Source organism: Vibrio sp. 03-59-1, assembly GCF_013114135.1.
Classification (GTDB): Bacteria; Pseudomonadota; Gammaproteobacteria; order Enterobacterales; family Vibrionaceae; genus Vibrio; species Vibrio cortegadensis.
Window position 1 is genome coordinate 52,731 of record NZ_VTYA01000018.1, and the last position, 24,643, is coordinate 77,373.

The window sequence follows — 24,643 nt, forward strand, 5'->3', positions numbered from 1 at the left end:
TGCGGATTTAATCGTCGGGGTTTGGATGGGTGAGTTGATACGCGATAGCTTATGTGTATTGCTGAGACAGCTATCGGCTTTATCGACTCACATAAGGCTTATTCAATTAAACTGATATCTAGTGGTTAACGGTAACGGGCTTTGTCTGGTGAAAACAAAGCCGTTTCGTTATATCCAGCGGTAGATTAAAATATATCCAATAAACGGATATCGATAGTTAATACCGCATTAGGTCCGATGCTACTGCGATTTCCTTTTTTCCCCCACGCCAAATCTGGCGGGATTACAAATTCATAGCGAGAACCTAATGTCATGTATTGTAGTCCTTCGGTTAATCCGTCGATTGCTTCTTCCACACTAAATTTTTCTGGGCTGTTGGTCTTGTATGTATCTGCGATAATTTTCCCGTCAGTTAACAGAATTCTTTGATGAACCTCAACACTATCATCCATTGTTGGTTTGCGTTCATTCGTAGCTTCAATCACGCGATACATTAAGCCGGAATCAGTCATCGTGACGTCCGATTTTTTTTGATATTTGACAAGAAAATCTTCACTTTGCTTTCTATTTTGCCCAGCGGATCCTTTACCACTTTTTTTATCTTTATTGCGTGCCATTATTTATATTCCAAGCTGATAAATTGATTGGTTTGTAATTTGACTTTAGTTATATAAAAGCCTGATATTTCTACATAAAGAAATATATACATAATAATTAGTACCATTAAATATCATACCAAACCTAACAAATTACGGCTCACTTATAATTGAACGTAATGGTCACTTTTTGCGTGTTGGCACAGGAGTTAAATGTTTTTTCATATTTATGACGGTGAACAACAGATTCAAGCGACATTATTTGAAATATACGTAAAGTGGCATATCATTTTAGCAGGGCATAATATTCAACGTATCGTCACTTGCTACTAAAGTGACGAGGCACTCACGTGAATTTCAGTTGTATATTCGTGGAGTAGGCCAAGGAGGCATTCGTTCACTTATGTTTAGATCATTATGGATTTGCTTTCTAATATTTAGTGGCTCTTTAACTGCGTCTGAATTGAATATAGATGACAGATTTGAACAACAAAATTTAACGTCGCCTTTAGATACTGCTCTTGATATTGATTCAAACTCAGCTGAATACATGCTCGAAAATGCAAAGTTTGATACGGCCTCATACCAACATTCCACCTCTCCAAATGCCGATACGTATTGGTATCGAATCCAACTGTCTGCTTCACAGCTTAAGCGGCCTAAAAATCTAGTATTGCTTTCTCAAAGCCACCTATTGCAGCATTTAGATTTCTATCTATTTAAAGATACGACGCTGATAAAGGCTGAGTCGCTCGGAATTCTCGATAGGCCTATGACGAATGAACCGTATAAGGGCGTAAATTTTGAGTTTACAATTCAAGACGATGAGCAACTCACATTGCTGATAAAAAAGCAAAGTGATGGTCCTGCCATTATGCCTTTGGTTTTAATGGATGAACCTGAGTTCGCCCGTCAGCACATGAATACACTGTTTCTTTGGGGTGGCGTTATAGGGATGTTCCTTGCGTTAGCGGTTTATAATGGCTTTATATTTTCTCTAAATCGACACAGTTCGCAATATGGATGGTACTTACTGCTGCAACTTTGTATGTTTCTTCAATTTGCACCGTTACATGGTTTTGGCTATTTAATTTTCCCTGATGTATTTTGCCGATGGTTAGGCACTCATATGGGTGTTTTTCACCTATTGATGCTTTGGTGCGTATTACGGTTTGGTTTCCATTATCTAGATATCAAAAAATTTAGACCGACGTTAGGAAAGCTTATTGGAAAAAGTTCGTGGTTTTTCATTATTCTGCTGGTGGTAAGCTTTCAAATTGCTGAATTGCAACGGATGTATGTCACCTCGGTTCTTATTGTCGTTGTCAGTTATATATGTATCAGTACTGCTATCATCGCGTTGAAACAGAAATATTCTCCAGCACTGTTTTATCTACTTTCTTGGGTGTGTACCTTTGTCGGGGCTGCGGGTGGATTTCTTACTTATGCGAATGTGTTACCACAGAATATAGTGACCTTACACAGTTTTATGCTTGGTGTGTTAGCTGAGTTATATCTGCTATCGGTAGGGCTTGCGAAGCGATTACAATATCAAGAACACCAAGACAAACAGCACCGCTTGATTGATCAAACGTTGAATATGCCCAATCAGCATTTCTATCAATATGTTCTGAATGATCAGTTCATTGCTCGTGGCATCGATATAAAACGAGTCAAGTTGATTTTAATTTATGTCGAAGGATTAGATCATCTCATTAGTACATTGGGTAATGAAATCGTCACAGTTGAAACTAACACGTTGTTATCTAAAGTAGCCAAACCAATCTCTGAATTACCTTGGCAGCTGAGCATGAGTTTAGATCAGGAACATTTTGGTGTGTGTATTCCTCCACAGCAGACTTTAATTTTTGTAACTGATGACGAGAACACCGAAACGCAAATAGAAAAGGTGCTTCATATTTGGCAAAAGCAATTAGCGAGCAGTATATATTTTTCAGACTTATATCTTAGGGCTGCGAGTGCGAATCTGAGTGATGGAGATGATGGTATTTCAAGCCTCCATCAAAAGGCTTATATGGCATTGCTAGAGGCTCAGAAAAGTGGTTTAAAATGGCGGCAATTCAACGAAAAAATGACTGAAAAGATAGAAAGTCATGTAAGAATTTTGCATGATCTTAGGCTGGCGATATACGATCAAAAAATCGATATCTATATTCAACCAAAATTTGATCTGCACACGAATATCGTTGTTGGTGGTGAAGCATTGATGCGTTGGACACACCCGTCATTAGGTATGATTCCACCGAGTGAGTTCATCCCTATTGCTGAGCAAAGTGGTCTAATTCATAGCCTCACTCGTATCGCAATTGAAAAAATGTTTGCTTGGGTTGCAATGCGAAGAGTCGACATTCAACTGTCGATCAATATTTCGGTTCTTGATCTTCGACAAAAGGATTTTATCGATTTTTTGCAATTCAAAAGAGATGAGTTTTCAGTCGATGCTCATTATATCACTTTCGAAATTACTGAATCTCAAGAGTTAGAGAACTCCAGTGAGCTTATTAAACGTGTCTGTGACATTAAACAATTGGGCTTCGCTATCTCAATTGATGATTTCGGTACAGGCTATTCATCAATGGCTTATCTAAGCCAATTGAATATTGATGAAGTAAAAATAGACATGATGTTTGTGAAGTCGATAGAAAATAATGTGACGAATCAAAAAATTGTCCGAATACTACTGAATATGGCGGATGTTTTTGGCGCTGAAGTTGTCATCGAAGGAATTGAGACGCACAAAGAGCTTACTGTGATAAAACGGCTCGGAGGTAAAGTCGGACAAGGTTATTACTGGTCTCCAGCGATTGATATCAAAAAGTTTGAGCAACAATATCTGCATGAGACACATAGTATTGAATGCTAGGTTTATGTAAGGCTCTTGGGCTATGTTTTGATTCCCATTCAGCCTTTCCATAAGTTACTGTCTTCACATTGGTATTAACGTCTTAGTCGGTCGCTGGGAAGCAAGATTATCCTTGAACCTCTCGTGGTGCCATTTTATCGAAAATCACTCGGATAAGTCCGATTTTCGGTTACAGTTCATCTTGCATTCTACTTCATAAACTATCTCATTAAGTGAGGTCGGTTTCAGTTCATCTTGCGGGGCAATATGGAGTTTTCTAACCATACTTTGATTGAAAATCTGCCAGTGATTAAGTAAACATTGTGATTCACAAGTTGTTTCGTTGGCCCAAGTCTCTTTCATGAATGGAGTGAGACTTGCAGCGGCGTGCGCAGACATGATGGATTGCCACTTTATCTCTTCTATGCGGATCGGCGTTTCCGGAAAATCTCGGTTATAGTCAGCCTCAAGCTTATACACCACCGCTTCAATTTCACCCACGCTATCAATAAAGTAGTCTAATAGCTCTCCGGCCTGCCTCACTGCATCAGCGATAAACTGGATTGGTTCTTTTCTAATGAGCATGTGTGCTTGCATTCTAGTTATAAATAGATAGAGCGTTGTATTCGCGGCTAATCCTTGTGGCATTTCTTGAAGAATATGCTTCATATACGCCAGCATATACTCATGTAAAGAGTCACTAATGGAGTACCAAATGTTCTCTTTGCTGCCAAAATGATGACGGATCAAACTGTGTGAAACGCCAGCTTTCTCACTGATATTTCTTAGTGAAACACGCTCATACCCGAGCTCACAAAACATTTGAGCGGCAACGGTAATGATTTGATGCTTTGTCTCTTCTGCCGCCAGAGCACAGCGGCGACCTTGTTTTCTTTCCGTCATACGAACCTTCTTATCATCTAAGCTGTCTTTTTATCAGATTTCACAATATTTTTCATAAAAATAATTACTGCACAGGTGGAAAGTATACTTGATCTGAACATAAATAACTATATACTGCCCGAATGTATAATAAACCTGAACGTATTGGATTTCGTTATGATTAACTCCCCATCGTTATTTAGTAGTCAGCTGAAATTGACGGCAGTGATTGCTCTGAGTTTTTTTATGGTTGGCTGCAATCAAGCAAACTCAGAACCACAAAAAAATATTATTAAGCCAGTGAAACTCATCACGGTTCCAGATCTATCTAGCCAGCATACGGATAATTTCTTAGCGAAAATTGGTGCCACTGAGCGCGCAGAATTATCGTTTCAAGTCGCTGGTGAAATTGAGTCAGTGCCAGTAAGAATGGGTGAGATAGTTGAGAAAGGGCAGGTGTTAGCACAGCTTGATCCTACGGACTACCAAATTGCGCTAGATGCGAAACAAGCTCAGTTTGATCTGGCTAAAACGCGATTCGACAGAGCGGAGAAACTGTACAGAAAGAAGTTGATCAGTACCGATTCTTTTGACCAAACAGAAACGTCTTACCAAGCTGCTTTAGTGTCCCTTGAGCAAGCGAAAACAGACTTGAGTTACACTACAATTTCTGCTCCTTTTGATGGTGTTGTATCACTTGATTTCAGCAAAGCACATGAACTTGTTGCGCCTAAGCAAGTGGTGTTGAACCTCATCAATAATGTAAAGATGGACGTGACGTTCAGCATTCCGGTGAAATACGTAGAAAAGAATGGTCTATCCGCAATTAAAAAGACGCAGCTTTTTGTTCGAATGGATAGCCATTTGACCCACCTTATCCCTGCAAATTTCAAAGAGATTTCTACTCAGGCCGATCAAGATACAAATAGCTATACCGCGGTTGTTAGCATCACTAAGCCTGAAGGTATTAACTTGTTGTCTGGCATGACTGGACAAGTGCAAGTAGTGAATAGTGAAAGAAGCTCAGGGTTCAAGATTATGGATTCGGCGTGGATCACGAAAACCAGTGATAAAGGAACACTTTGGCTTTTTGATAGTGAAAGCAAGCAAGTAGAGAAGACCCAAGTGATGCTTGATGACGAAGGTTACGTATTAGATGGCTTGAAGCAGGGTGACCTCATCGTTGTTGCTGGCGTTAGTGACATTTCGGAAGGACAGCAAGTGAAAGTATGGCAACGAGAAGGTGGAATCTAATGTCGTATAACGTGAAAAAAATAGGTTCATTATCTGTATTAATGTTGGCACTGACTGGCCTTCAAGGTTGTTCAGATGCAGATGTTGTTGCTCCGTCACCTCTATTACAAGTTTCAACGTTAACCGTCGATGCGCCTTTAGAGAGCCAGTATCGCAGCTTTAACGGCCAAGTAGTTGCGGCTGAGTTAACGTCTTTATCCTTTCGAATTGAAGGAGAAATCAATCAAGTCGCCGTTCAACCTGGGCAACTTGTTAAAAAAGGTCAAGTCATTGCGACTTTAGACGATGAAAAAGCGAAGCAGAATCTAAAAGATGCGAAATCTCAATTAAACCTAGCAAGTCGCCAACTGAAGCGTGGCAACGACTTATACCGTAATGAGATGGTCTCAAAAGCTGAACTTGATGAATTGACAGCAAACTACAAATTGATGTCTGCAAACTTGAAAGCGGCGGAAATGGCCATCAAATACACACAACTACGTGCGCCATTTGACGGATTAGTGTCTGACGTTCCAAAAGATAATTTTGAAAATACAGCAGCAGGTGAAGTGGTCGCTACTCTATATAAAAACGACACGGTTTACGTACGCATTCAAATTTCAGACAGCGTTTTGGCGATGCTAAACCCAGAAGTTAATTCAGAAAGCTATCAACCTAGCGTTCGATTCTCAGGGGTTGAGCAAGCTTATCCGATGAAATATTTAGAGCACACGAGTGAGTTACATCCTCAGTCCCAAACTTATGAATTTTGGCTACAAATGCCGCAAGTTGCCCCGATGATCATGCCTGGAACAAGTGCAACTGTCACTGTCGATATGATGAAAGCGGGCTTGAGTACTGTTCAGGGGTATCAGTTACCGATGACAGCATTGGATGCCGGGAGAGAAGAGGGTGAGTTCTTTGTCTGGAAAATGGTCAATGGAGCGGTTGAAAAAGTGAAAGTTGGCGTTGAAGAAACGACCAGTCAGGGTGTCATTGTTGAATCTGGCATTACTCAAGGAGACGTATTAGTGACGTCTAATCTAAGAAAACTTCGTCAAGGCATGGAATTAAAAGGAGCTGCTCAATGACTATCGCAGAGTACTCGATTCGTAACAAAGTAATCAGTTGGTTATTTATCGTTATATTAGCGATTGGTGGTGTGGTTTCATTTTCAGATCTAGGTCGTTTAGAAGATCCAGCATTTACCATTAAAGACGCAATGATCATTGCAAACTACCCGGGAGCAACGTCCCAAGAGGTAGAAGAAGAGCTGACATATCCGCTGGAAAAAGCGATCCGTCAGTTGCCGTACATAGATAAAATTACATCAACGTCATCAAACGGCATGTCACAAATGATGGTGAGCATGAAGATGGAGTATGGCCCAGACGAACTTCCTCAAATTTGGGATGAAATGCGTCGTAAGATCAACGATCTTCGACCTGCATTGCCATCTGGTGTCACTTCTGTACAAGTCATGGATGATTTTGGTGATGTTTACGGCGTGATGATCATGCTAACGGGCGATGACTTTGACTATGTTGAACTTAAGCAATATGCCGATTACCTAACGCGCGAAATCGAACTTGTCGAGGGCGTGGGTAAAGTGAGTATAGCTGGTGATCAACAAGAGCAGCTTTTCGTTGAGATCTCATTAGAGAAGCTTGCCGCGGTCAATTTAGACATGTCCATCGTGAACAATTTATTGAATCAGCAAAATAGTGTTCAATCTGCTGGTGAAGTCATGCTCAATGGACAAAAACTTACCATTCGACCAAATGGCAGCATGAGCACGGTTGAAGAATTAGAAGAGCTGATCATTCACGGACGTGATACCGGTAACTTAATTCGCCTAAAAGACGTTGCAGAAGTGTCACGTGGTATTCAAGAAAAGCCGTCCAATATAGTCACTTATAACGGCAAACCAGCGATCAACCTTGGCATATCATTCAGTTCAGGGGTTAACGTTGTTGAAGTTGGTAATGCGCTTAGCAAAGAGCTTCAAACACTTGAAAACATTCGCCCTGCGGGTGTAGAGCTAAATTATTTTTACAATCAATCGGCGGAAGTTGACCAATCGGTTAAAGATTTTGTTATCAGCTTAGCTGAAGCTGTCGCTATTGTGATCATCGTTCTGCTTTTTGCGATGGGGCTTCGAAGCGGCATCATCATTGGTTCGGTATTACTACTGACCGTAATGGGCACCTTCATTCTGATGAAGTGGAATAATATCGAACTGCACAGGATTTCACTTGGTGCTTTGATTATTGCTCTAGGGATGTTGGTTGATAATGCTATCGTTGTTGTTGAAGGCATCCTTGTCGGCATTAAGAAAGGACGTACGAAGGTCCAAGCTGCTAATGAGATCGTAAAACAGACACAATGGCCACTGCTTGGTGCAACGATTATTGCCATTACTGCGTTCGCTCCAATCGGTTTGTCTGAAGATGCGACAGGTGAGTTCCTTGGCGATCTTTTCTGGGTACTATGCTATTCGCTTTTCCTAAGTTGGGTGACTGCGTTAACCATCACTCCGCTGTTGGCTAATCTATTATTTAAAGATGAAAAACCACAAGATGGCGATGAAGAAATAGACCCATATAAAGGGGCGCTATTCACTCTATTTAAATCCATGCTGACATTTGCATTACGATTCAGATGGCTTACGGTTGCTTCAATGGTTGGATTGCTGGTCGTCTCCATTATTGGGTTTGGACAAGTGAAACAACAATTCTTCCCGCCTTCAAATACACCGATGTTCTACATTGATATGTGGATGCCTGAAGGTACTGATATCCGTGAAACATCGAAGCAAAGTAAAGAAGTCGAGCGTTATATTCGTGCGCAGGATAATGTTGAATTTGTTACTACTTCGACAGGACAAGGGCTACAGCGTTTTGCACTAACCTATCAACCAGAAAAAAGCTACGAAGCATACAGTCAGCTACAAGTGCGAATGAATGATCGTGAGCATATGTTTGATCTATTGCACTTGCTGGATAAAGAGTTAGCCACGAAATTTGACCAGCCATCATTCCAATTTAAGTTGATGGAGTTTGGCCCTTCGCCTGCGTCTAAAATTGAAGCAAGGATCAGCGGTGCCGATCCACAAATATTGCGTGATATTGCGATTCAAGTAGAAGATATTCTTGCTGCTGACTCAGGTTCTAGAAACATTCGACATGACTGGCGCGAAAGAACGAAGGAACTGGTTCCACAGTTTAATGAATCTAAAGCGCGTCGTTTAGGGATCTCAAAGCAAGATCTGTCAGAAACATTGCAAATGTCATTTGGAGGAAGTTCCATTGGGCTGTTGCGTGATGGTACGCATATGCTGCCGATTGTTGCTCGTTTGCCAGAAAGTGAGCGTGTCGATTTTGAATCGTTAAGTAATGTAAAAATTTGGAGCCCAACCCTTCAAACTTACATTCCGGTAGAACAAGTGATCGATGGCGTTAAGTTAAGTTGGGCTGAGCCACTGATTCAGCGTCAAGACAGAAAACGTACGCTTACAGTATTAGCTGACCATAATGTTTTGGGTAATGATACCGCGGCGAGCTTATTTGCACGCGTGCAACCAAAAGTCGAAGATCTTCATCTACCTGATGGCTATGTTATTGACTGGGGTGGTGAGTTCGAGTCTTCAAAAGATGCACAAACATCTCTGTTTGGTTCATTACCAATGGGCTACTTGTTGATGTTCATCATTACGATGCTGTTGTTTAACTCGGTGCGCAAGCCTCTTGTTATATGGTTCACAGTACCTTTAGCCATTATTGGTGTATCGGTAGGCTTACTTGGCTCAAATCTACCATTTAGCTTTACAGCTTTCTTAGGTTTACTAAGCTTAAGTGGAATGATTTTGAAAAACGGTATTGTTTTGTTAGATCAAATTAATATCGAGTTAGAGAGTGGGAAGGATCCTTACTTAGCTGTGGTTGATAGCGCGGTTAGCCGTGTACGACCAGTTTCAATGGCAGCATTGACCACCGTACTAGGCATGATTCCACTTGTCTTCGATGCGTTCTTTGGTTCAATGGCTGTTACGATTATGGCGGGTCTTGGCTTTGCTACGGTACTTACATTGATTGTAGTACCTGTGCTATTTGCTATTTTCTATAAAATCAAACCATCCACTGCCGGCTAATTTGATTATTTACCGCCAAGCCCTACCGATTATTCGGTGGGGCTTTTTTCGTTTAAGGGACGAAGGAAATGTAATCAAGGTTGAGAGGAATAGAAAGCCGCAATATCTTTGAGATCTTGATCATTAAGACGTTGAAGTTGCGTTTTCATCATGCTGGCGTAATCGCCCGTTCTTTGGTCATTTTGATAAGCTTTCATGGCATTGAAAAGGTATTGTGGGTTTTGGCTGTTCAGATTGGGGTAAGTATTGTTCTGCGCGATACCATTTTGTCCATGACAGAATACACAGCTTGGCGACTTTATCTTACCAAGTTTAGGGTCTCCAAAAGAGGCCGCTGTGGTAGACAATGACGTGAGATAAAAGAAAGAAGCAACGAGATGAGTCAGGAAAGGTTTAGTCATGAAAATCTCACATTAAGAATATAGAACAATAAACTAAAGCCTCCCCTTAGGGGAAGCTCAAGTCATCGTTCTATAAAAAGAGAGTGAGATTTAACGATAGGCTTTAATTTTTTCTAGTACCGTATCAATATCACGCTCAGATATATCGTTGTGGGTAACAAATCGAACTGGATTGCCAGGGCTGATGGTAATGCCATCCTGAGACAGCTTCTGCGCGAGAGATTTGATATCAACCGTGCTATCCAATTTTGCAAACACGATGTTGGTATGGATAAATTCAGGGTTAACATGAAACCCATCTATTGCCGCTAATCCAAGCGCGAGCTTTTTGGCATTGCTATGATCAATTTTGAGTTGTGGGACTTGCTCCGTGAGCGCTAATTTTCCAGCCGCCGCAAGAATACCCGCTTGACGCATACCCCCACCAAGCATTTTACGAATACGTCTTGCTTTGGCGATAAAGGCTTTATTACCAAGCAGCAGTGAGCCAATTGGGGCCGCGAGCCCTTTGGATAGACAGATCGTCATAGAATCAAAGTATTTGCCGATCTCTTTGACTTCCACATCTAATGCTGCCGCAGCGTTGTAGACTCGTGCGCCATCTAAGTGAAGTTGTAAGCCATGAAAATCGACAAACTCTCGTGCTTCAGCCAGATACTTCATAGGTAACACTTTTCCATTAATCGTATTTTCTAAACTTAGCAGTTTAGTTCGGGCAAAATGGCTGTCGTCAGGCTTAATCGCAGCCGTTAGTTTATTAAAATCTAGAGTGCCATCTGGGTTGTTCTCAATCGGTTGAGGTTGAATTGACCCCAATACCGCTGCGCCCCCGGCTTCAAATTTGTAGTTGTGGGCTTGTTGACCACATAAATATTCATCACCTCGTTCACAGTGAGACATAAGAGCAAGCAGGTTTGCTTGAGTCCCTGACGTGGTAAATAAAGCCGCTTCAAACCCATTCTCTTTTGCTACCCACTCTTCAAGTTCATTAACGGTAGGATCATCGCCATAAACATCGTCGCCAACTACTGCTTTCGCCATCGCATTGCGCATTGATTGTGTAGGTTTTGTTACTGTGTCCGAACGAAAGTCCATTTAAATTCTCCTAAATATAACCGCAAAGTTTGGCTTTACTTAAACATGCAATAGTTTTGGCATCAGTGATGCTTTCTTGTCGTATTTTATCTTCCAACTCATCAAGTGACAATGTCACAACTTCGATAATTTCGTCATCATCACAAGCGTAGCGACGAGTCTCACTGAGTTGTTTTGCAACATAAAGGTACTGTATTTCATCACAAAACCCAGCCAGAGGAGTGACAAGGCCAAGAGATATGAACTCTTCACCACTGAATCCAGTCTCTTCTTCTAGTTCTCGTTTAGCGCATTCTAGAGGCTGCTCCCCCGGCTCAATCGTTCCCGCTGGTAGCTCTAAGAGCCACTTTTTTAATGAAGGGCGAAATTGATTGATTAAAATAATGTTGCCACTTTCTGTCACAGGAAGAATAACTGCAGCGCCGGGGTGGTGGATCATAGTGTGAGAAATCGTATTGCCGTTGGGGAGGGCGATATCTTCTTCAATGAGGGATATGTTTTTCCATCTATGGATAATTTTGCTCATGCAAATAGGGTCACTTTTTCTAGCATGCTGCCCAATTTTGGGTTGATAGCAGAAACCTTAACGATAAATAACGTTTAGCGAAAGCAAAAAAATGCAAAAAAGTTGTTAACTGACCACCTCAGTAGGTGATGTAGTTCCCAAAAGTGCAAACTATGATTGCCGTGAATTCCGTGGTACACAGATCTGATATAAGTACGAGTCAAATTTTAAATTACACTTGTAACAAAGTGATAACAAATGTATATATTTATTATATACATTTATAAAGTACATATTCCCCAAGGAGTTCCGGAATGATAAACACCTCGATAGCGTCTCATGCACAAAAGGCATTGCTTTCGGAACGTATTAATAAGCTTGCTGCTGCGCTTTCAGATGGTGTTTACGAACGAGAAGACACGATAAAGCTTTGCTTACTGGCCGCGCTCGCTGGCGAAAGTGTGTTTCTGCTCGGCCCTCCGGGTATTGCCAAAAGTTTAATTGCAAAACGATTGATACAAGCATTTGATAATAGTAGTTATTTTGAGTACTTAATGACACGCTTCTCTACCCCGGAAGAGGTGTTTGGGCCATTGAGCATTCAAGAGTTAAAAGATAATGGACGTTATGTTCGTTTAACCGAAGGGTACCTTCCTACGGCTCAAGTCGTATTTCTTGATGAGATTTGGAAAGCAGGGCCTGCCATTCTGAATACACTGCTCACTGTTGTGAATGAAAAGACATTTAAGAATGGCAGTGAAATCGAACGAGTTCCAATGAGGTTGTTGGTTTCGGCATCCAACGAGCTTCCCGATGAAGAGAGCGGTCTCGATGCACTTTATGATCGAATGTTAGTGCGAGTGTTTGTTAATCGAATTCAAAATAAGCAGAACTTTAAATCAATGCTTACCGTCGGTACGACGCAAGAAGCCATCATTCCTGAAGGGTTAGCCATTACCGATATGGAATACCACCAGTGGCAAGCTGAGCTTGAAAAACTAGAACTGACGGATGATTGCTTCGAAAAACTGTTCCAGTTAAAGAGCATGTTGGAAAAAACCATCGAGTCTAAAGGCATTGATGCCTCTGTCTCGGACATGTATGTATCTGATCGTCGCTGGAAAAAAGCCGTCAAGCTTCTCAAAGCAAGTGCTTTCTTTAATGGAAGAGATGCCATTAATCCTCTTGATTTACTTCTTCTGCAAGACTGTTTATGGAACAGCCCAGAATCAAGGGATTTGGTACGAGATGTGATCAAAGAGTTCGCCTTGCAGTATGCTTTTGATCAGCAAGAGGTGACTCAACAAATCGAACTGTGTAAAGAAGAGTTAGCGGATATTCAAGCAGAACTAGAAGCACAGTTTGGCGTAGTACTCACAATGGAAGCTGCATCTGGCCTATTGCGCAAAGAGGTGTACCAATTTGATACATCGAAAGCGAAGCAGTACAAAGTGGGGAATGCCACCAACTTAGTCAAACTGGTTCTCCTGCAAAGTAACCTCTCTGTCTCGGAGTCTGAAAAGGGGGATAGCCGTTGGGTTTATGTACCTAAAGATGAACTTGAACGAGTCGTCAAAGAGGGGCATGGGGATGTCTATGGCTATGTAAACCAGAACACTAGCTTGTGTCGTTTACGTTTCGATCTCGATGCTTCAAATCAGTTGGTCATAAAAGATATTGCTAATCGTGCAGTGCTGGTTAGCGTGGTGACAACTGAAGGATTGGATGAAAATGTGTATCAGCAGTGGAACACGAAAGCGGATCAAGCTTTAGCTCAGCTTCATAATGCAGAACATCATTTAAGGCTTGTGAAATCTAATTTCCACGGAGCGCTTCCACATAACTTTATCGACCCTGAGCTGCCTGTTGCCATGGAATCGAGCTTGCAGCTAGTTTCTCAGTTACTTGAATCTACTCAAAAAGAGAGTGAAAAAATCGCGCAACGTATTATCAATCTGAAACATTTTTTTGAGTAAGAGGGGTAAGCATGCTAGGAGCCGATGGACTTAATTTAGCGCTGATGATTGCAGACTCCGGTATTATTGATACCGCAGTTAATGATCTACTTGCACGTTCACAAGTGATGATGGTGGCTGAAAATCAAGGTGTAAAAAGCTCAGTCAAAAACCACTTGAACAAATGGCGAGGTAGTGTAAAAAAACGCATCACTAAAGTATGTGAAACTGAACGTTTTCAGCATGAACTTTCCCTTTATCAAGAAGTGATCCATTGGGATGAAGCGACATTTTTCTTAAAAATTAATGACGTCGTAAAAGAGCTGGAGTGGCACTCAGCTTTCTATATTCAAGCCCGCCGCTTACTTGAAAAAAACAAAGCCATCAATAATCCCATGTTCCCGCACTACTTTTGTGATCAGTGGTATAAAAGTCTATCCGATGCGATTAAACAAGCTCAAGTGTCTGAGCTTAAAGTGAATAAAGAGAAAGTGTTAGCCGATCTTTATCAGCGAATGGAAACCATGAAAAGCATGGATAAAGTGACAGATACTGGTGATGAAGGCAGTGTTGGTCGCTTATGGGATATGGCGTCTGCGAAGCTTAGCCGAACCGATTTAAGTGTCATGAAACGCCATGCTGAGTTCTTAAAGAAGAATAAAGGATTACAAGAGATCGCAGAGCAGCTTGGTCGCATGGCTGGGCAGGTGGATGATCCGGATTTAAACAAAGCACCAGCAGAAGAGCTGCAGATGGTGGAAGAGAAAAGTGATGAAGCGACAGATGATATTGTTGGCATTCATGAAAGTGATGATTTAAATAAACTTCTACCAAATGAAACCATGTTTTTAGCGTACCCAGAGCTTGAAGTGGTGTTTTATAAACATTTAGTTGATAAACGTCTTATGAACTATCGTATGCAGGGCAAATCTCGCACCTTACGTAAGGTGAGAGCGCATAAGCCTGAACATAAGCAGCTTGATGTAGAGAAAGGGCCGTTTATTGTTTGCGTCGATGCCTCTGGTTCGATGAGTGGTTTCCCAGAGCAGTGTGCAAAAGCGATGGCGTATGCGTTGATGCAAATCGCGCTAGCAGAAGAGCGTGAATGCTATGTCATTCTATTCTCTACAGAACAGATCACTTATGAACTTACTCGGCCTGATGGCTTACGTGAGGCGAGTGATTTTCTGAGTTACAGTTTTCATGGCGGGACAGATTTGGAACCAGTGCTGATCAAGTCGATTGATCTGATGAGTAGTGATAAATATCGAAATGCTGATTTAGTTGTTCTATCGGACTTTATCGCGCCGAAGCAGCCTGAAGAGGTTTTAAAGAAAGTCGCGCAGTTGAAAGCACGTAAGAATCGATTCCATGCTGTGAGCTTGTCTAAATATGGAAACCCTGCGTTGATGTCGATGTTTGATCATAACTGGGCATATCATCCAAATATTGTAGGGCGTTTAATTAAAAAGTGGTAACCATCACTTAAGTATTGCTGTTCAATAAATAACAGATCAGATCAAAGCTTCAGCAAGTTGAGGTAAATACAGTCAAACAAATTTAATTTTCACTTTTTTGTTTGACTCTGTTCGCTCAATCCGTAAAGTATGCCTCAACGCAAAGGGAATCCCCTAACGCGTTGAAAAATATGGCGCCTTGGCAGAGTGGCTATGCAGCGGATTGCAAATCCGTGGACCTCGGTTCGACTCCGGGAGGCGCCTCCAGATTTTGATAAAAAAACCTGAGCTTTTAAGCTTGGGTTTTTTTATGCCTAAAATTGCGTATTTTATGGATTGAGTCATAATTTTACCTTTGAGTTCTTGATCAAATAGCTTAAATGTATATCGTAAGGTAAAAATAAATTGTCCACCTTATCTCTACCAGCGTAATAGACTCAGGAAACTCAATGCCATTTCCTCAAATATCATTTAAATCTAATGATGGTGTGAAAACCGTCTTGTTTTTCCTTTTTTCCTTTTTCATGTCCATGCTTCTCCTTGTTCCATTTGCCTCAGTACACTACGAAAATGTGACGTTAAATGCTGTCCATTCTGTTGAAGTTAAGCTAGATGCAATCAAGTCGGATTTCCAAAAGTTCATTGCTCAAGATAGCTCTGAAAAAGGGTGTCCATTAATGGTTCAGGAGTTACGACAAAGTGTTTTTGGCACCCATATGGTGAAAGAGGCTGCCTTATTTGATTCTAGTGGCCTTTTCTATTGCTCAACGACTGACGGTAGTGTGTCTTTTCAACTATTTGAGTCTATAGAGAGGCGTTTAGAGGCTACGAATACGACACTATCTTATTCAAGAGCAGCCGTTACTGGTCTGAAATCGATAATGTTGATATTCACAAATGGGAAGAATGGTGGAGTGAGTCTTCTCATTCCGCCGAAATATATCTATGACGTTGTTCAGTCAGAACTTGGAAAAGATGATATTCATACTAAAGTTGAAGTCATCGGAAGGGATATTAATCCAAGTGTTAGCAGCCGTTATTTATCTCATAAGCGGTTTAAATCGAAGAAGTACCCACTCTCTGTCACCTCGTATATAGATGGCTTATATTACTTTCAGTATATGTTGAACTATATATGGTTTGGATTTCTTATAGCAGGAGTCAGTACCGTTGCCATCGTTTTTCAGCAACACAAAAGACTTGTTCAGAGAAGTTTGGGTTTTTCATTAAACAACGCGTTAGATCAGGGTCACTTGCATGTCCATTATCAGCCCATTGTTGATCAACGCTCCAAAGAAGTGGTGGGTTGCGAATCTCTATTAAGATGGAATGATCCGATAGAAGGGGCGGTATCACCTGCTATTTTTATCCCTTTAGCTGAAAATTTAGGCTTAATCGAGGATCTTACCTACTTTGTACTCTCTGAAGCCCTCACTCTGATCGATAAAAATCCTGAGTTATTTGAAACTCGTTATGTCAGTGTGAACATAAGCCGTAAAGTAGCATCTAACGCTCAGTTTTTTGACAAAGTGACCTCTATTTTTGAAGGAAAAACTGAAGAGCTTCAAAAAATTGTGTTTGAAATTACGGAAAATGGGGAGTGCTCAGGAGAAAATATGAAGCAGATCCTCCTGAATCTTCAAAAATTCTCAGCTCTCGGGGTGAAAATTGCCGTTGATGATTTTGGGACAGGGTACGCAGGATTAGACTTTGTTAGACAATTTCCATTTTCAGTCTTAAAAATAGATCGAGTGTTTGTTAAAAACATCACTGATGAATCGAGCATTGGGCTACCTTTGCTTGAATCGATGATCCAATTATCTAAGTCTCTTGATATGAAGCTTATAGTCGAGGGTGTTGAAAACGAGCTTCAGCTTTCCGTGTTATCTAAAATGGGCGTCAAATACATACAAGGTTTCTACTTCCATAAACCGATGCCAAGAAGTGAGTTTATCCATTTGCTGAAGAAGAACGTGGGGCAGCCTCAAACCGCTTCTGAACATCAACCTGCTTGCGAACCTGAATATCTTGGTAATATTCAATCTCTTTAATTCTGAGGCTGGTCACGAGTTGTCATCATAGTCTAACCGTAACCGTAACGAGACTGTGCTTTCAGCCGGTCAATTCCAGATGCAAAAAAGCCCTGATATTTCTATCAGGGCTTAATACTTTCTAATTAAAGAAATTTGTATCGACACACCTCTATCTTGGCAAGGTTGTGCTCTATTAACTGAGCTAGTGTCGCATTGCTGAATTCAAAGAATACAGACTTTAAAAGATGGTGCCCCGGGCCGGACTTGAACCGGCACAGCGCGAACGCCGAGGGATTTTAAATCCCTTGTGTCTACCAATTCCACCACCAGGGCACGCAATTCTTGATGCGCGGACGGTGTGGTTACAACTTATAGTGAGTTAACAGGGGTCTATAAATACGATTTCCCATCGCAGAAAGCACTCCCCATACGGCACGCTGAAACACAGGCAAATGCTGGACATAAATATAGCTGTACTCAATCTCTGGCTTTGCTTTTCGGTTGCTTTTAAATGACGGTGCACCAGAGCTCATGTTGAAATCTAGCTTGTTGTGCCAAGCGTAGCTGATTATATATACGGATATCCGTCTGTACAGGTTAAGGTTTCTCGGCTTCGTTGTGTCGTATCCGACTATTGGGCAGGTCATATCATTGCCAATGATGGCTATGCCAAGGACAGCCAACATTTTCCCTCTGTGGAATAATCCTATAAATTTTATCAACCCTTTATTTGATGTTTGCTCCATATAGCTTTGGCTAAATCTAATGTTGTTCATACTATATTTTTTTAAGTAAAGCATATCATATAGCTGTTTAGCTTTGGCGAACTCCTCAGGCGTTGACAACTTTTTGTATTGCCAGCTTATATCTTCCTGCAATTTAAGATCTCTTTTAAAATCTCTACTCACTACAAAATCATTCCAACTTTTATACAGGTATACCTGACGGGTTACCAATGCAATCCAACCATCTTTTTTAAGACGCTTTATAATAGTTTCATGTTGCGCTTCATTTAATGAACGCAATTGCAACGGCATAGCAGGTTCTTTACGTATAGCCTGCTGGCGAAGAGATTCAATATTAAGATCTCGCCACCCTTCGCTGTACATGTTGGTAGAAAGGCATTGATTATTTAGCGTTTGAACCCGATTCAACCTAGCGAGTTTTAATACCGGGGTCAGTGCTTTGATCAACCCAAGAAGAACTAACCTAATCCAGAGGTTGTTAATCTTTGGAAGCTCATCTTGTGCGTAACCAGTTATTAATGTCAGAGGCGAGACTGCATAACAATTGTTATCTACCGGATGTGAACAACTGGACGGGATAACAACACCATCCTGAATATAATGAGAAAAATCAGCATATAAACTCTCTATAGGCTTATTAGACATGAGTTCCAAAAATTTTATATTCCAAGGGGTTATAGATAATATTTTCATACTTACCAATCTTCATTGTTCCATTCTATATCATAGGTTGTAGCCTGACTCAGGCTAATACGCTGCTTTTTGGATATTTTGTACAACTCAAGCAAACTGAAAATCTGAGCAAAAGCAGGCAAGGCTTTTCGGTGAGGTTTCATAGCATACTTACCGGATACGTAGTCTCGCCACACGGTCTGACTGAAAATAGAAGGAATACCACCAGCAACTAGCATCGCCGGACCGAGGTGATGCAATTGATTAATCTTCGGAACTGAAAATTCAAACCGAGGACTAGTGGTCAGGCAAAATGGAGCGACAATGTGTAAGCCGCTAGTTGCTCTGGGATTACATTCAATAATATACAAGCCACTTTTATCTCGGATAAAATCAAACGAAACTTGGCCGTGATAACTAAACCGTTGCCCAAACGCACGTATAAATCGCTCGATAGAGGTGTCCTCAATGGGCTTAAATGCAGTCGCTGCTGATTTATTTACACAATATTTGGGTACATAAGCCTGATGAACCCTTAATTTTCCACGCTCAAAAAGTGCGTAATTGCATATAGGCTGTCCACAAATTTTCTGCTGCTGAACCCAAGGTGCCTTGGCAGTAAATTCAATTCCCGAAAGAGCATTGAGTGATACATCTCTGATCACTTGGTTTCCAAAGCGAGAATAAAGAGGTTTCAGAACTGTGTATTTATTGAGAGTAACGTGTTCTCTTCTTGTGATCAATTGAGTAACCGGAAAACTCACTTCCGGTAGGCCATTCAACACATTGAATACGCTTAACTTGTTGTGCAGAGCAAGCAAAATTTCACTATCCGGCATTAACCAGTCAATTTCTGGCTTTAGCTGTACTATTTTCGTCAGGTAAAACACCTCCTCACAAGTAGGAACCACCATATCGACTTTATACTGTTCAATGATATTCAAAATCTGCTTCTGGTAGTCAGCAAAGGAAAATCGGGGAGAACTAGTAGGTATATACCGCTCAATGCTACCTAGAAATGAACCCAGCGGCTGAGAAAGCGAATCCGTCATAATAACCTGATGCCCTTGACGGCTAAAGATAGTTGCCCACTCAATAGCAACGGGGGCTCGTGCTCCGGTGATCAGAACCCGCATTTATTCACCACCCTGCGTTGCTTGTTGATAGGTGTCCAGATCGGTGTCGGTAGATATTCCATTACTACAGGATCTAGCTCTAGCGAATGAAATAGCTTTTGCAGTGCGCTATTTATAGCGGCATGATACCCGGGTTTAGATTCAATCTTTATTAGGGAGCTTCCGGCTTGAGTAATACGATAATCAACTCTTTTATTCAGTTCCAACATCACAGCCCGGTACACTAAATCAGGTAGGACAATCGATCTATCCCCCTTCCTGCTTAGTGTTAAACAATCGCCGCAGCGCCCCGCAATCGCACCAATAGGTTCAAAGGGAGAGTCATCTTCTTTAGCCAAGATAACATCATCTAACCGGTAACGAATGATTGGCTGAGTTCGTCTACAAAAATCTGTGATAATTGGACTATAGTGTGTTTTTTCTGAATTTAACCACTGTTTCTCTATATAGACGATATCTTGATTCCAGCGCATTTGTCCCACCCCGTCAGTGCAAGCAAGGAAACCTTCGGTGCACTGATAAACTTCATGCATCTCACAGTGAAATGTTTTTTCTATCAACATCTTATCTGCTGGAGTAAGCACCTCAGCTCCAGAAATAATGCGTTTTGGTGACATCTTTTTATTGGAAAATGTACCGCTATATAGCGCACACAACTGTAATGCCTGCGCACTACCAATCAGTAATGTGGGCTGAAAATCATCCAGCTCTTTTATCCAATCCTGGTAGGTTTTATTCAAATCGGCATAAAAGAACTGAATGGGGCCCCTTTCAACGGTTTGGTACAAAGGACTATTAGCCCGTAATGCCAAAGCGATGCGGTGCTTCTGCCATAAACCGGGAAGAAGCTTTGCCAGAATATTGCCCGCCCACATATGTTTTTCATGGCGATCTGCCAGAAAAAGTCCACGTTGCCCTGATGTTCCAGATGAAAGGCCGACAGTCACTCCATCAACAATGGATGTATCAAAATTGCGTGAGCACTCTGCGTCAATAGCTACAGACATCAGTTGCTCGCTTTTCAGACCCTTGGTATTTATATTATCCAGATTCTCCATCATAAGAGCTTTATCCATGATGGGAAAAGACTCGAGAGGCAACCCTTTTAGCTCTCTATAAAATGGAGAGTGTTGGCACAACCATTTGAGATGCTCGGCTATTTTTTGTTTTTGCCATAAAATCACTTTAGAACGGGAGGAAAAGCGGCGATAACGTGCTAACGTATAGTGCTGAAGCAGGGTAATCACAGCAACCACCTCTGCTGACAAAGAGAACGAACGGTAGATAAACAATGAGAAGGCACAAACCGAATTTCTTCATTCGCTTGCTGGTAACACAGCCTTAATTGTTCCAGAGTATGACGATAGGCTTTAACATCATCACAAAGTATATTAGCCAACCAGTGTTGATCGATGTTTTCGCTGAGACTTTCGATTAACCAACAAGCATCTGCCAACAAAAACACCCAACTTTTTGTCAACCTTATCAGCATACCAACCTGACCAGCTGCATGTCCGGGCAAATTCACCAGATACAGGCAACCATCACCGAATAAATCAGCACAACGGAGGTGCACCCCACTGAGCTGTGGCAGCAAATCCCCTATTCTGATCTTAAAATCATGGTGAAACTCAAATTGTTGCTGAATATCACCGGGCAGCAAGCCTGGTAAATAACCCTTTCTAATACCATGGACTCGTCCCCCTTTAGTAATGGCCTCATAACCAGCTGGAGCACAATGAATCAGAGAATGGCTGAACTCGCTGATGGCGGCGATATGATCTGCATGAAAGTGCGACAACACAAGATGATTGATCTGCTGCGCACCTATATTTAACTTGCTCAACTGGGTGACGATACTATCAGCATGCTCAAAACGGCATGGTGTTGTCCATGCATATAACCTTTCAGGGAAAGTTCGGGTCGCCTGAACAAAATTTTGATGATAACCAGTATCAAACAAAATATAACCATTTTCTGGGTGTTTGATCAGAGCCACTGCCGCCGGAAAAGATCTAGGTTTAATACCGCTACCAGGCTTGACTACAAAACTTGGATGAGTGCAATGTCCAGCTTCAAATATTCTGACTTTTAAACCACTTCGCATACTGTTCTATTCCTTGTTTAATGGTCAGACGAGGTTGGTAACCCAATAGCCGTTGCGCTTTGCTGATATCCAGTGTCTGGTGATAATGAAATAAACCGGCACTATAGTTAGTAAGGTTTGGTTCTGGGTACGACGGTAACCGACACCTTACCCACTCATTAGCCATCAGAAACGGACGGAGTAGCGGGTATGGCAAGGTGCATATAGATACGGTTAGTTTTAGTGAACCAAACAGTAGCTTTAAAGTCGCTTCAATTGGCATCGGCTCTCCGTTGCTGATATTAAAGATCTCTCCATGATCCAACTCATTAGCGTTGCAGCAAGCCAGCATCGCTGCATAAGCGACATTATCAACGTAAGTCAAATCCACCACCGGATTACGGGAGGAAGGTAAAAACAGACGCTGACTTCTGAGGTTTTCCAATAATCGTGGAATTATCGCACGATCATTAGGACCAAAAATACCACGCGGACGCAGGATAAGACTTTTTACCTCACTATCTAGGACTACCTGTTCTGAAAGATATTTTGTCAATGCATAATCATTACAAAAGTTATCTGCGAGTGGCTCGCTCTCTTCGATTGCCCAGCGGTCACTATGGTCAAAATAAACGCTGGTCGTCGAGATATGTACGATAGTAGAAACCTGATTAATACGAGCAGCTTCAATAATATTTTGAGTTGATACTACGTTTCCCTGATAGAACTGATCATAGGTGCCCCAGGGACTAGAAAGCGCTGCACAGTGAATAATGGCATCGATATCCTTGCAGGCTTTAATTAGAGCATCACAGTCATTAAGATCGAGTATATAACCTTTCACTCCATATCTTTGCTCAAGTTCCTGAGCTATTTCGGTATTTCTGGCAACAAAGCTCAGCTCATGATCCTCGTGATACATACGTAAAATAGCACTACCTAACATGCCGCTTCCGCCGGTAACGAGAATTTTCATAGGCTAATTAGCCCCATACCCAATGATAGGCCTGCTGCCGACCCCGCAAGTAACACTGATTTTCCGGATATATCTCTCTCATTCCGCAATAAATGTAGGTTTATAGGAATAGAAGCAGCAACCTGATTCCCTAAAGTTGAGAAGTTATTCACAATGCGTGACTCGGAAAAGCCGGTAAAATTAGGCAGTTTTTTTAATGCATGGAAACTGGCTTGATGGGGAAGAAAATAATCCACCTCTTCTAGAGAAATGGCTGACTCCTTTAATCCATTGGTGAGAAAAGGCGTCATAACTTTACGAATATGCCTAAACAGCTTCTTACCATCCATCACGAAACGACAAGCATATAAGTACTCCTGATGCGTCAGCTTATGTGGATTGAGATGACTTCCTCCTCCTGCTATCTGACAATACTCATACCCTGAATGGTGGGTTTCAAACTTACGAGCAAGCAAGCCTAGGCTTTGCTCATCAGCCTTAAGTAAGAATGCAGCAGCTCCGTCAGCAAACAGAGTTGCGATTTCTTTTTCTGGAGCAAAAGAACGATTCAATGTAACCCCTGTAGCGACCTCGCTAGTAACGATTAAAATTCGTCGATAGCGTTTAGCTATAAACAGACTCTGAGCCAAGTCCAGTGCGGTTAGGAATGACAAACATGTACTATTAAGGTCAAAACTCTCTATCCATACCGGTGCATCAAGAGATGATAAGAGAGCAGAGGCGTCATAAGGTAAAGCTTGGTGATGCGTCCCACTAGCATAGATTAGCAAATCTATATCAGCAATACTGTGACTGGTTTGAGCTAGGCAACTTTCAACGGCCTTACTTCCCATATATATAGCGGTTTCCGAATCATCCGCTACATGGCGATATTCGACACCATATCTATTTTTTGAGGTGCCAGAAGGAAGACTCAGGAAACGATCCATATCGCTAGAAGACCATCGATTTTTGGGTAAGTAGATACCACTAGAAACTATACTAAACGCCATATACATGCTATTAAAATCAAATAAACAGCGTTCAAGATACTTCAAACACATATCGAATTTCACTCCAAAAAAATCAAATTCGTGAACTCTAACAGTAATACGAAACATATTTGATATTTATTAGATAAAAGAAGAAGTTCGTCAACCAATAAACCTTAACAATGGATGCTCAAAACTCCTTAATAAGGTCTATTTTGGGCTTAGCTTCTTCCCTTTTCCTGAACCAAACTCACTTTCTATCGTGTTCAGGTTGTCTTGGGCGTTTACGTCCTCGCTCTTCGCTCCACTTCCTTTCTTTTGCTCATCATCCGTGATTAACAACTACGCTGGTCTTGTTGTTAGTTAATTTTCTGATCATATCCTCGTTCCTCTTCTATTGTTAGATAGTTCGTTAAAGGAATACCAATCAGCTTAAATTGAATCTAAACCCTTTTAGTCTATTAATTCCTTGATTTAGGTCTTAAGCTTTTACTAACCTATAATTTTTTTTAATGAAGCTAAGTTGCTCAGTTTTCGGGATTAACGTCCGCCTTTCTGAACGAATTTATAAAAATAAAACTTAAAGTAGATAGACAGGAGAGGGAACCTAAGAAACAAAAGAACTTTCCAACAGACGTAAAAAAGCCCTGATATTTCTATCAGGGCTTAATACTTTCTAATTAAAGAAACTTGTATCGACACACCTCTATCTTTGCAAGGTTGTGCTCTATTAACTGAGCTAGTGTCGCATTGCTGAATTCAAAGAATACAGACTTTAAAATATGGTGCCCCGGGCCGGACTTGAACCGGCACAGCGCGAACGCCGAGGGATTTTAAATCCCTTGTGTCTACCAATTCCACCACCAGGGCACGCAATTCTTGATTG

Annotated in this window: 18 protein-coding genes and 3 tRNA genes; 8 read left to right on the top strand and 13 right to left on the bottom strand. The window is 41.4% G+C overall.

Features of this window, described 5'->3' with window-relative positions; translation table 11 throughout:
* Positions 1 to 185: 185 nt before the first annotated feature.
* A complete protein-coding gene (locus tag F0249_RS16520; RefSeq protein ID WP_113797871.1) occupies positions 186 to 617 on the bottom strand; it encodes an FKBP-type peptidyl-prolyl cis-trans isomerase in 432 nt (143 codons plus the stop codon).
* Positions 618 to 999: 382 nt separating this feature from the next.
* Between F0249_RS16520 and F0249_RS16525 the strand changes: the two genes are divergently transcribed.
* Positions 1,000 to 3,480 (top strand): EAL domain-containing protein, encoded by a 2,481-nt coding sequence (locus F0249_RS16525; protein WP_171757210.1) that lies wholly within the window; start codon positions 1,000 to 1,002, stop codon positions 3,478 to 3,480.
* Positions 3,481 to 3,624: 144 nt separating this feature from the next.
* On the opposite strand, the gene F0249_RS16530 is transcribed toward F0249_RS16525, so the two are convergent.
* Entirely contained in the window at positions 3,625 to 4,362 is a 738-nt protein-coding gene (locus F0249_RS16530; protein WP_136995728.1) for a TetR/AcrR family transcriptional regulator, read from the bottom strand.
* Between the two features lie 156 nt (positions 4,363 to 4,518).
* Between F0249_RS16530 and F0249_RS16535 the strand changes: the two genes are divergently transcribed.
* From F0249_RS16535 to F0249_RS16545, 3 genes are read left to right on the top strand one after another with little or no spacing between them, the layout of a single operon-like run.
* On the top strand, positions 4,519 to 5,595 hold the full coding sequence (locus F0249_RS16535) for an efflux RND transporter periplasmic adaptor subunit (RefSeq protein WP_017053122.1): 1,077 nt from the start codon (positions 4,519 to 4,521) through the stop codon (positions 5,593 to 5,595).
* On the top strand, positions 5,595 to 6,665 hold the full coding sequence (locus F0249_RS16540; protein ID WP_171757211.1) for an efflux RND transporter periplasmic adaptor subunit: 1,071 nt from the start codon (positions 5,595 to 5,597) through the stop codon (positions 6,663 to 6,665). Before F0249_RS16535 ends, F0249_RS16540 begins: the two co-directional genes overlap by 1 nt.
* On the top strand, positions 6,662 to 9,724 hold the full coding sequence (locus tag F0249_RS16545; RefSeq protein ID WP_171757212.1) for an efflux RND transporter permease subunit: 3,063 nt from the start codon (positions 6,662 to 6,664) through the stop codon (positions 9,722 to 9,724). Before F0249_RS16540 ends, F0249_RS16545 begins: the two co-directional genes overlap by 4 nt.
* A gap of 74 nt (positions 9,725 to 9,798) precedes the next feature.
* On the opposite strand, the gene F0249_RS16550 is transcribed toward F0249_RS16545, so the two are convergent.
* The 3 genes from F0249_RS16550 to F0249_RS16560 form a co-directional block, all read right to left on the bottom strand.
* Positions 9,799 to 10,125: a cytochrome c gene (locus tag F0249_RS16550; RefSeq protein ID WP_017053119.1), complete on the bottom strand. Its 327-nt coding sequence runs from the start codon at positions 10,123 to 10,125 to the stop codon at positions 9,799 to 9,801.
* Positions 10,126 to 10,215: 90 nt separating this feature from the next.
* Entirely contained in the window at positions 10,216 to 11,220 is a 1,005-nt protein-coding gene (gene ltaE, locus F0249_RS16555; RefSeq protein WP_113797885.1) for a low-specificity L-threonine aldolase, read from the bottom strand.
* Between the two features lie 10 nt (positions 11,221 to 11,230).
* A complete protein-coding gene (locus tag F0249_RS16560) occupies positions 11,231 to 11,746 on the bottom strand; it encodes an NUDIX hydrolase (RefSeq protein ID WP_017053117.1) in 516 nt (171 codons plus the stop codon).
* Between the two features lie 293 nt (positions 11,747 to 12,039).
* On the opposite strand from F0249_RS16560, the gene F0249_RS16565 reads away from it, so the two are divergent.
* From F0249_RS16565 to F0249_RS16580, 4 genes are all read left to right on the top strand, one after another.
* Complete coding sequence (locus F0249_RS16565) at positions 12,040 to 13,701, top strand: ATPase RavA domain-containing protein (RefSeq protein ID WP_171757213.1); 1,662 nt, start codon at positions 12,040 to 12,042, stop codon at positions 13,699 to 13,701.
* An 11-nt stretch (positions 13,702 to 13,712) separates the two neighbouring features.
* Positions 13,713 to 15,158 (top strand): ATPase RavA stimulator ViaA, encoded by a 1,446-nt coding sequence (gene viaA / locus F0249_RS16570; RefSeq protein WP_113797888.1) that lies wholly within the window; start codon positions 13,713 to 13,715, stop codon positions 15,156 to 15,158.
* Between the two features lie 172 nt (positions 15,159 to 15,330).
* Positions 15,331 to 15,404, top strand: a tRNA-Cys gene (locus F0249_RS16575).
* 182 nt (positions 15,405 to 15,586) lie between these two features.
* A complete protein-coding gene (locus tag F0249_RS16580; RefSeq protein ID WP_171757214.1) occupies positions 15,587 to 17,188 on the top strand; it encodes an EAL domain-containing protein in 1,602 nt (533 codons plus the stop codon).
* Positions 17,189 to 17,416: 228 nt separating this feature from the next.
* Here the strand turns inward: F0249_RS16580 and F0249_RS16585 are convergent.
* The 8 genes from F0249_RS16585 to F0249_RS16620 all read right to left on the bottom strand — a co-directional run bounded on the left by F0249_RS16585 (position 17,417) and on the right by F0249_RS16620 (position 24,627).
* Positions 17,417 to 17,503: transfer RNA gene (locus F0249_RS16585), tRNA-Leu, on the bottom strand.
* Between the two features lie 29 nt (positions 17,504 to 17,532).
* Entirely contained in the window at positions 17,533 to 18,609 is a 1,077-nt protein-coding gene (locus F0249_RS16590; protein WP_171757215.1) for a hypothetical protein, read from the bottom strand.
* 2 nt (positions 18,610 to 18,611) lie between these two features.
* Positions 18,612 to 19,724 (bottom strand): carboxylate--amine ligase, encoded by a 1,113-nt coding sequence (locus tag F0249_RS16595; RefSeq protein ID WP_171757216.1) that lies wholly within the window; start codon positions 19,722 to 19,724, stop codon positions 18,612 to 18,614.
* Entirely contained in the window at positions 19,712 to 20,971 is a 1,260-nt protein-coding gene (locus F0249_RS16600) for a F390 synthetase-related protein (protein ID WP_171757217.1), read from the bottom strand. The genes F0249_RS16595 and F0249_RS16600 overlap by 13 nt, the downstream gene beginning before the upstream one ends.
* Positions 20,968 to 21,831: an MBL fold metallo-hydrolase gene (locus F0249_RS16605; protein ID WP_171757218.1), complete on the bottom strand. Its 864-nt coding sequence runs from the start codon at positions 21,829 to 21,831 to the stop codon at positions 20,968 to 20,970. The genes F0249_RS16600 and F0249_RS16605 overlap by 4 nt, the downstream gene beginning before the upstream one ends.
* Positions 21,800 to 22,786, bottom strand: coding sequence for an NAD(P)-dependent oxidoreductase (locus F0249_RS16610; RefSeq protein ID WP_171757219.1), 987 nt, complete (start codon positions 22,784 to 22,786; stop codon positions 21,800 to 21,802). The genes F0249_RS16605 and F0249_RS16610 overlap by 32 nt, the downstream gene beginning before the upstream one ends.
* Complete coding sequence (locus tag F0249_RS16615; protein WP_171757220.1) at positions 22,783 to 23,778, bottom strand: ketoacyl-ACP synthase III; 996 nt, start codon at positions 23,776 to 23,778, stop codon at positions 22,783 to 22,785. Before F0249_RS16615 ends, F0249_RS16610 begins: the two co-directional genes overlap by 4 nt.
* A 762-nt stretch (positions 23,779 to 24,540) precedes the next feature.
* Positions 24,541 to 24,627 (bottom strand) — tRNA-Leu (locus tag F0249_RS16620).
* Between the last annotated feature and the right edge of the window lie 16 nt (positions 24,628 to 24,643).

Excerpts from the sequence above, each read along its gene's own strand:
- F0249_RS16520 (WP_113797871.1), bottom strand. The coding sequence starts at position 617 with ATGGCACGCAATAAAGATAAAAAAAGTGGTAAAGGATCCGCTGGGCAA.
- F0249_RS16525 (WP_171757210.1), top strand. The coding sequence starts at position 1,000 with ATGTTTAGATCATTATGGATTTGCTTTCTAATATTTAGTGGCTCTTTA.
- F0249_RS16530 (WP_136995728.1), bottom strand. The coding sequence starts at position 4,362 with ATGACGGAAAGAAAACAAGGTCGCCGCTGTGCTCTGGCGGCAGAAGAG.
- F0249_RS16535 (WP_017053122.1), top strand. The coding sequence starts at position 4,519 with ATGATTAACTCCCCATCGTTATTTAGTAGTCAGCTGAAATTGACGGCA.
- F0249_RS16540 (WP_171757211.1), top strand. The coding sequence starts at position 5,595 with ATGTCGTATAACGTGAAAAAAATAGGTTCATTATCTGTATTAATGTTG.
- F0249_RS16545 (WP_171757212.1), top strand. The coding sequence starts at position 6,662 with ATGACTATCGCAGAGTACTCGATTCGTAACAAAGTAATCAGTTGGTTA.
- F0249_RS16550 (WP_017053119.1), bottom strand. The coding sequence starts at position 10,125 with ATGACTAAACCTTTCCTGACTCATCTCGTTGCTTCTTTCTTTTATCTC.
- ltaE (WP_113797885.1), bottom strand. The coding sequence starts at position 11,220 with ATGGACTTTCGTTCGGACACAGTAACAAAACCTACACAATCAATGCGC.
- F0249_RS16560 (WP_017053117.1), bottom strand. The coding sequence starts at position 11,746 with ATGAGCAAAATTATCCATAGATGGAAAAACATATCCCTCATTGAAGAA.
- F0249_RS16565 (WP_171757213.1), top strand. The coding sequence starts at position 12,040 with ATGATAAACACCTCGATAGCGTCTCATGCACAAAAGGCATTGCTTTCG.
- viaA (WP_113797888.1), top strand. The coding sequence starts at position 13,713 with ATGCTAGGAGCCGATGGACTTAATTTAGCGCTGATGATTGCAGACTCC.
- F0249_RS16580 (WP_171757214.1), top strand. The coding sequence starts at position 15,587 with ATGCCATTTCCTCAAATATCATTTAAATCTAATGATGGTGTGAAAACC.
- F0249_RS16590 (WP_171757215.1), bottom strand. The coding sequence starts at position 18,609 with ATGAAAATATTATCTATAACCCCTTGGAATATAAAATTTTTGGAACTC.
- F0249_RS16595 (WP_171757216.1), bottom strand. The coding sequence starts at position 19,724 with ATGCGGGTTCTGATCACCGGAGCACGAGCCCCCGTTGCTATTGAGTGG.
- F0249_RS16605 (WP_171757218.1), bottom strand. The coding sequence starts at position 21,831 with ATGCGAAGTGGTTTAAAAGTCAGAATATTTGAAGCTGGACATTGCACT.
- F0249_RS16610 (WP_171757219.1), bottom strand. The coding sequence starts at position 22,786 with ATGAAAATTCTCGTTACCGGCGGAAGCGGCATGTTAGGTAGTGCTATT.
- F0249_RS16615 (WP_171757220.1), bottom strand. The coding sequence starts at position 23,778 with ATGGCGTTTAGTATAGTTTCTAGTGGTATCTACTTACCCAAAAATCGA.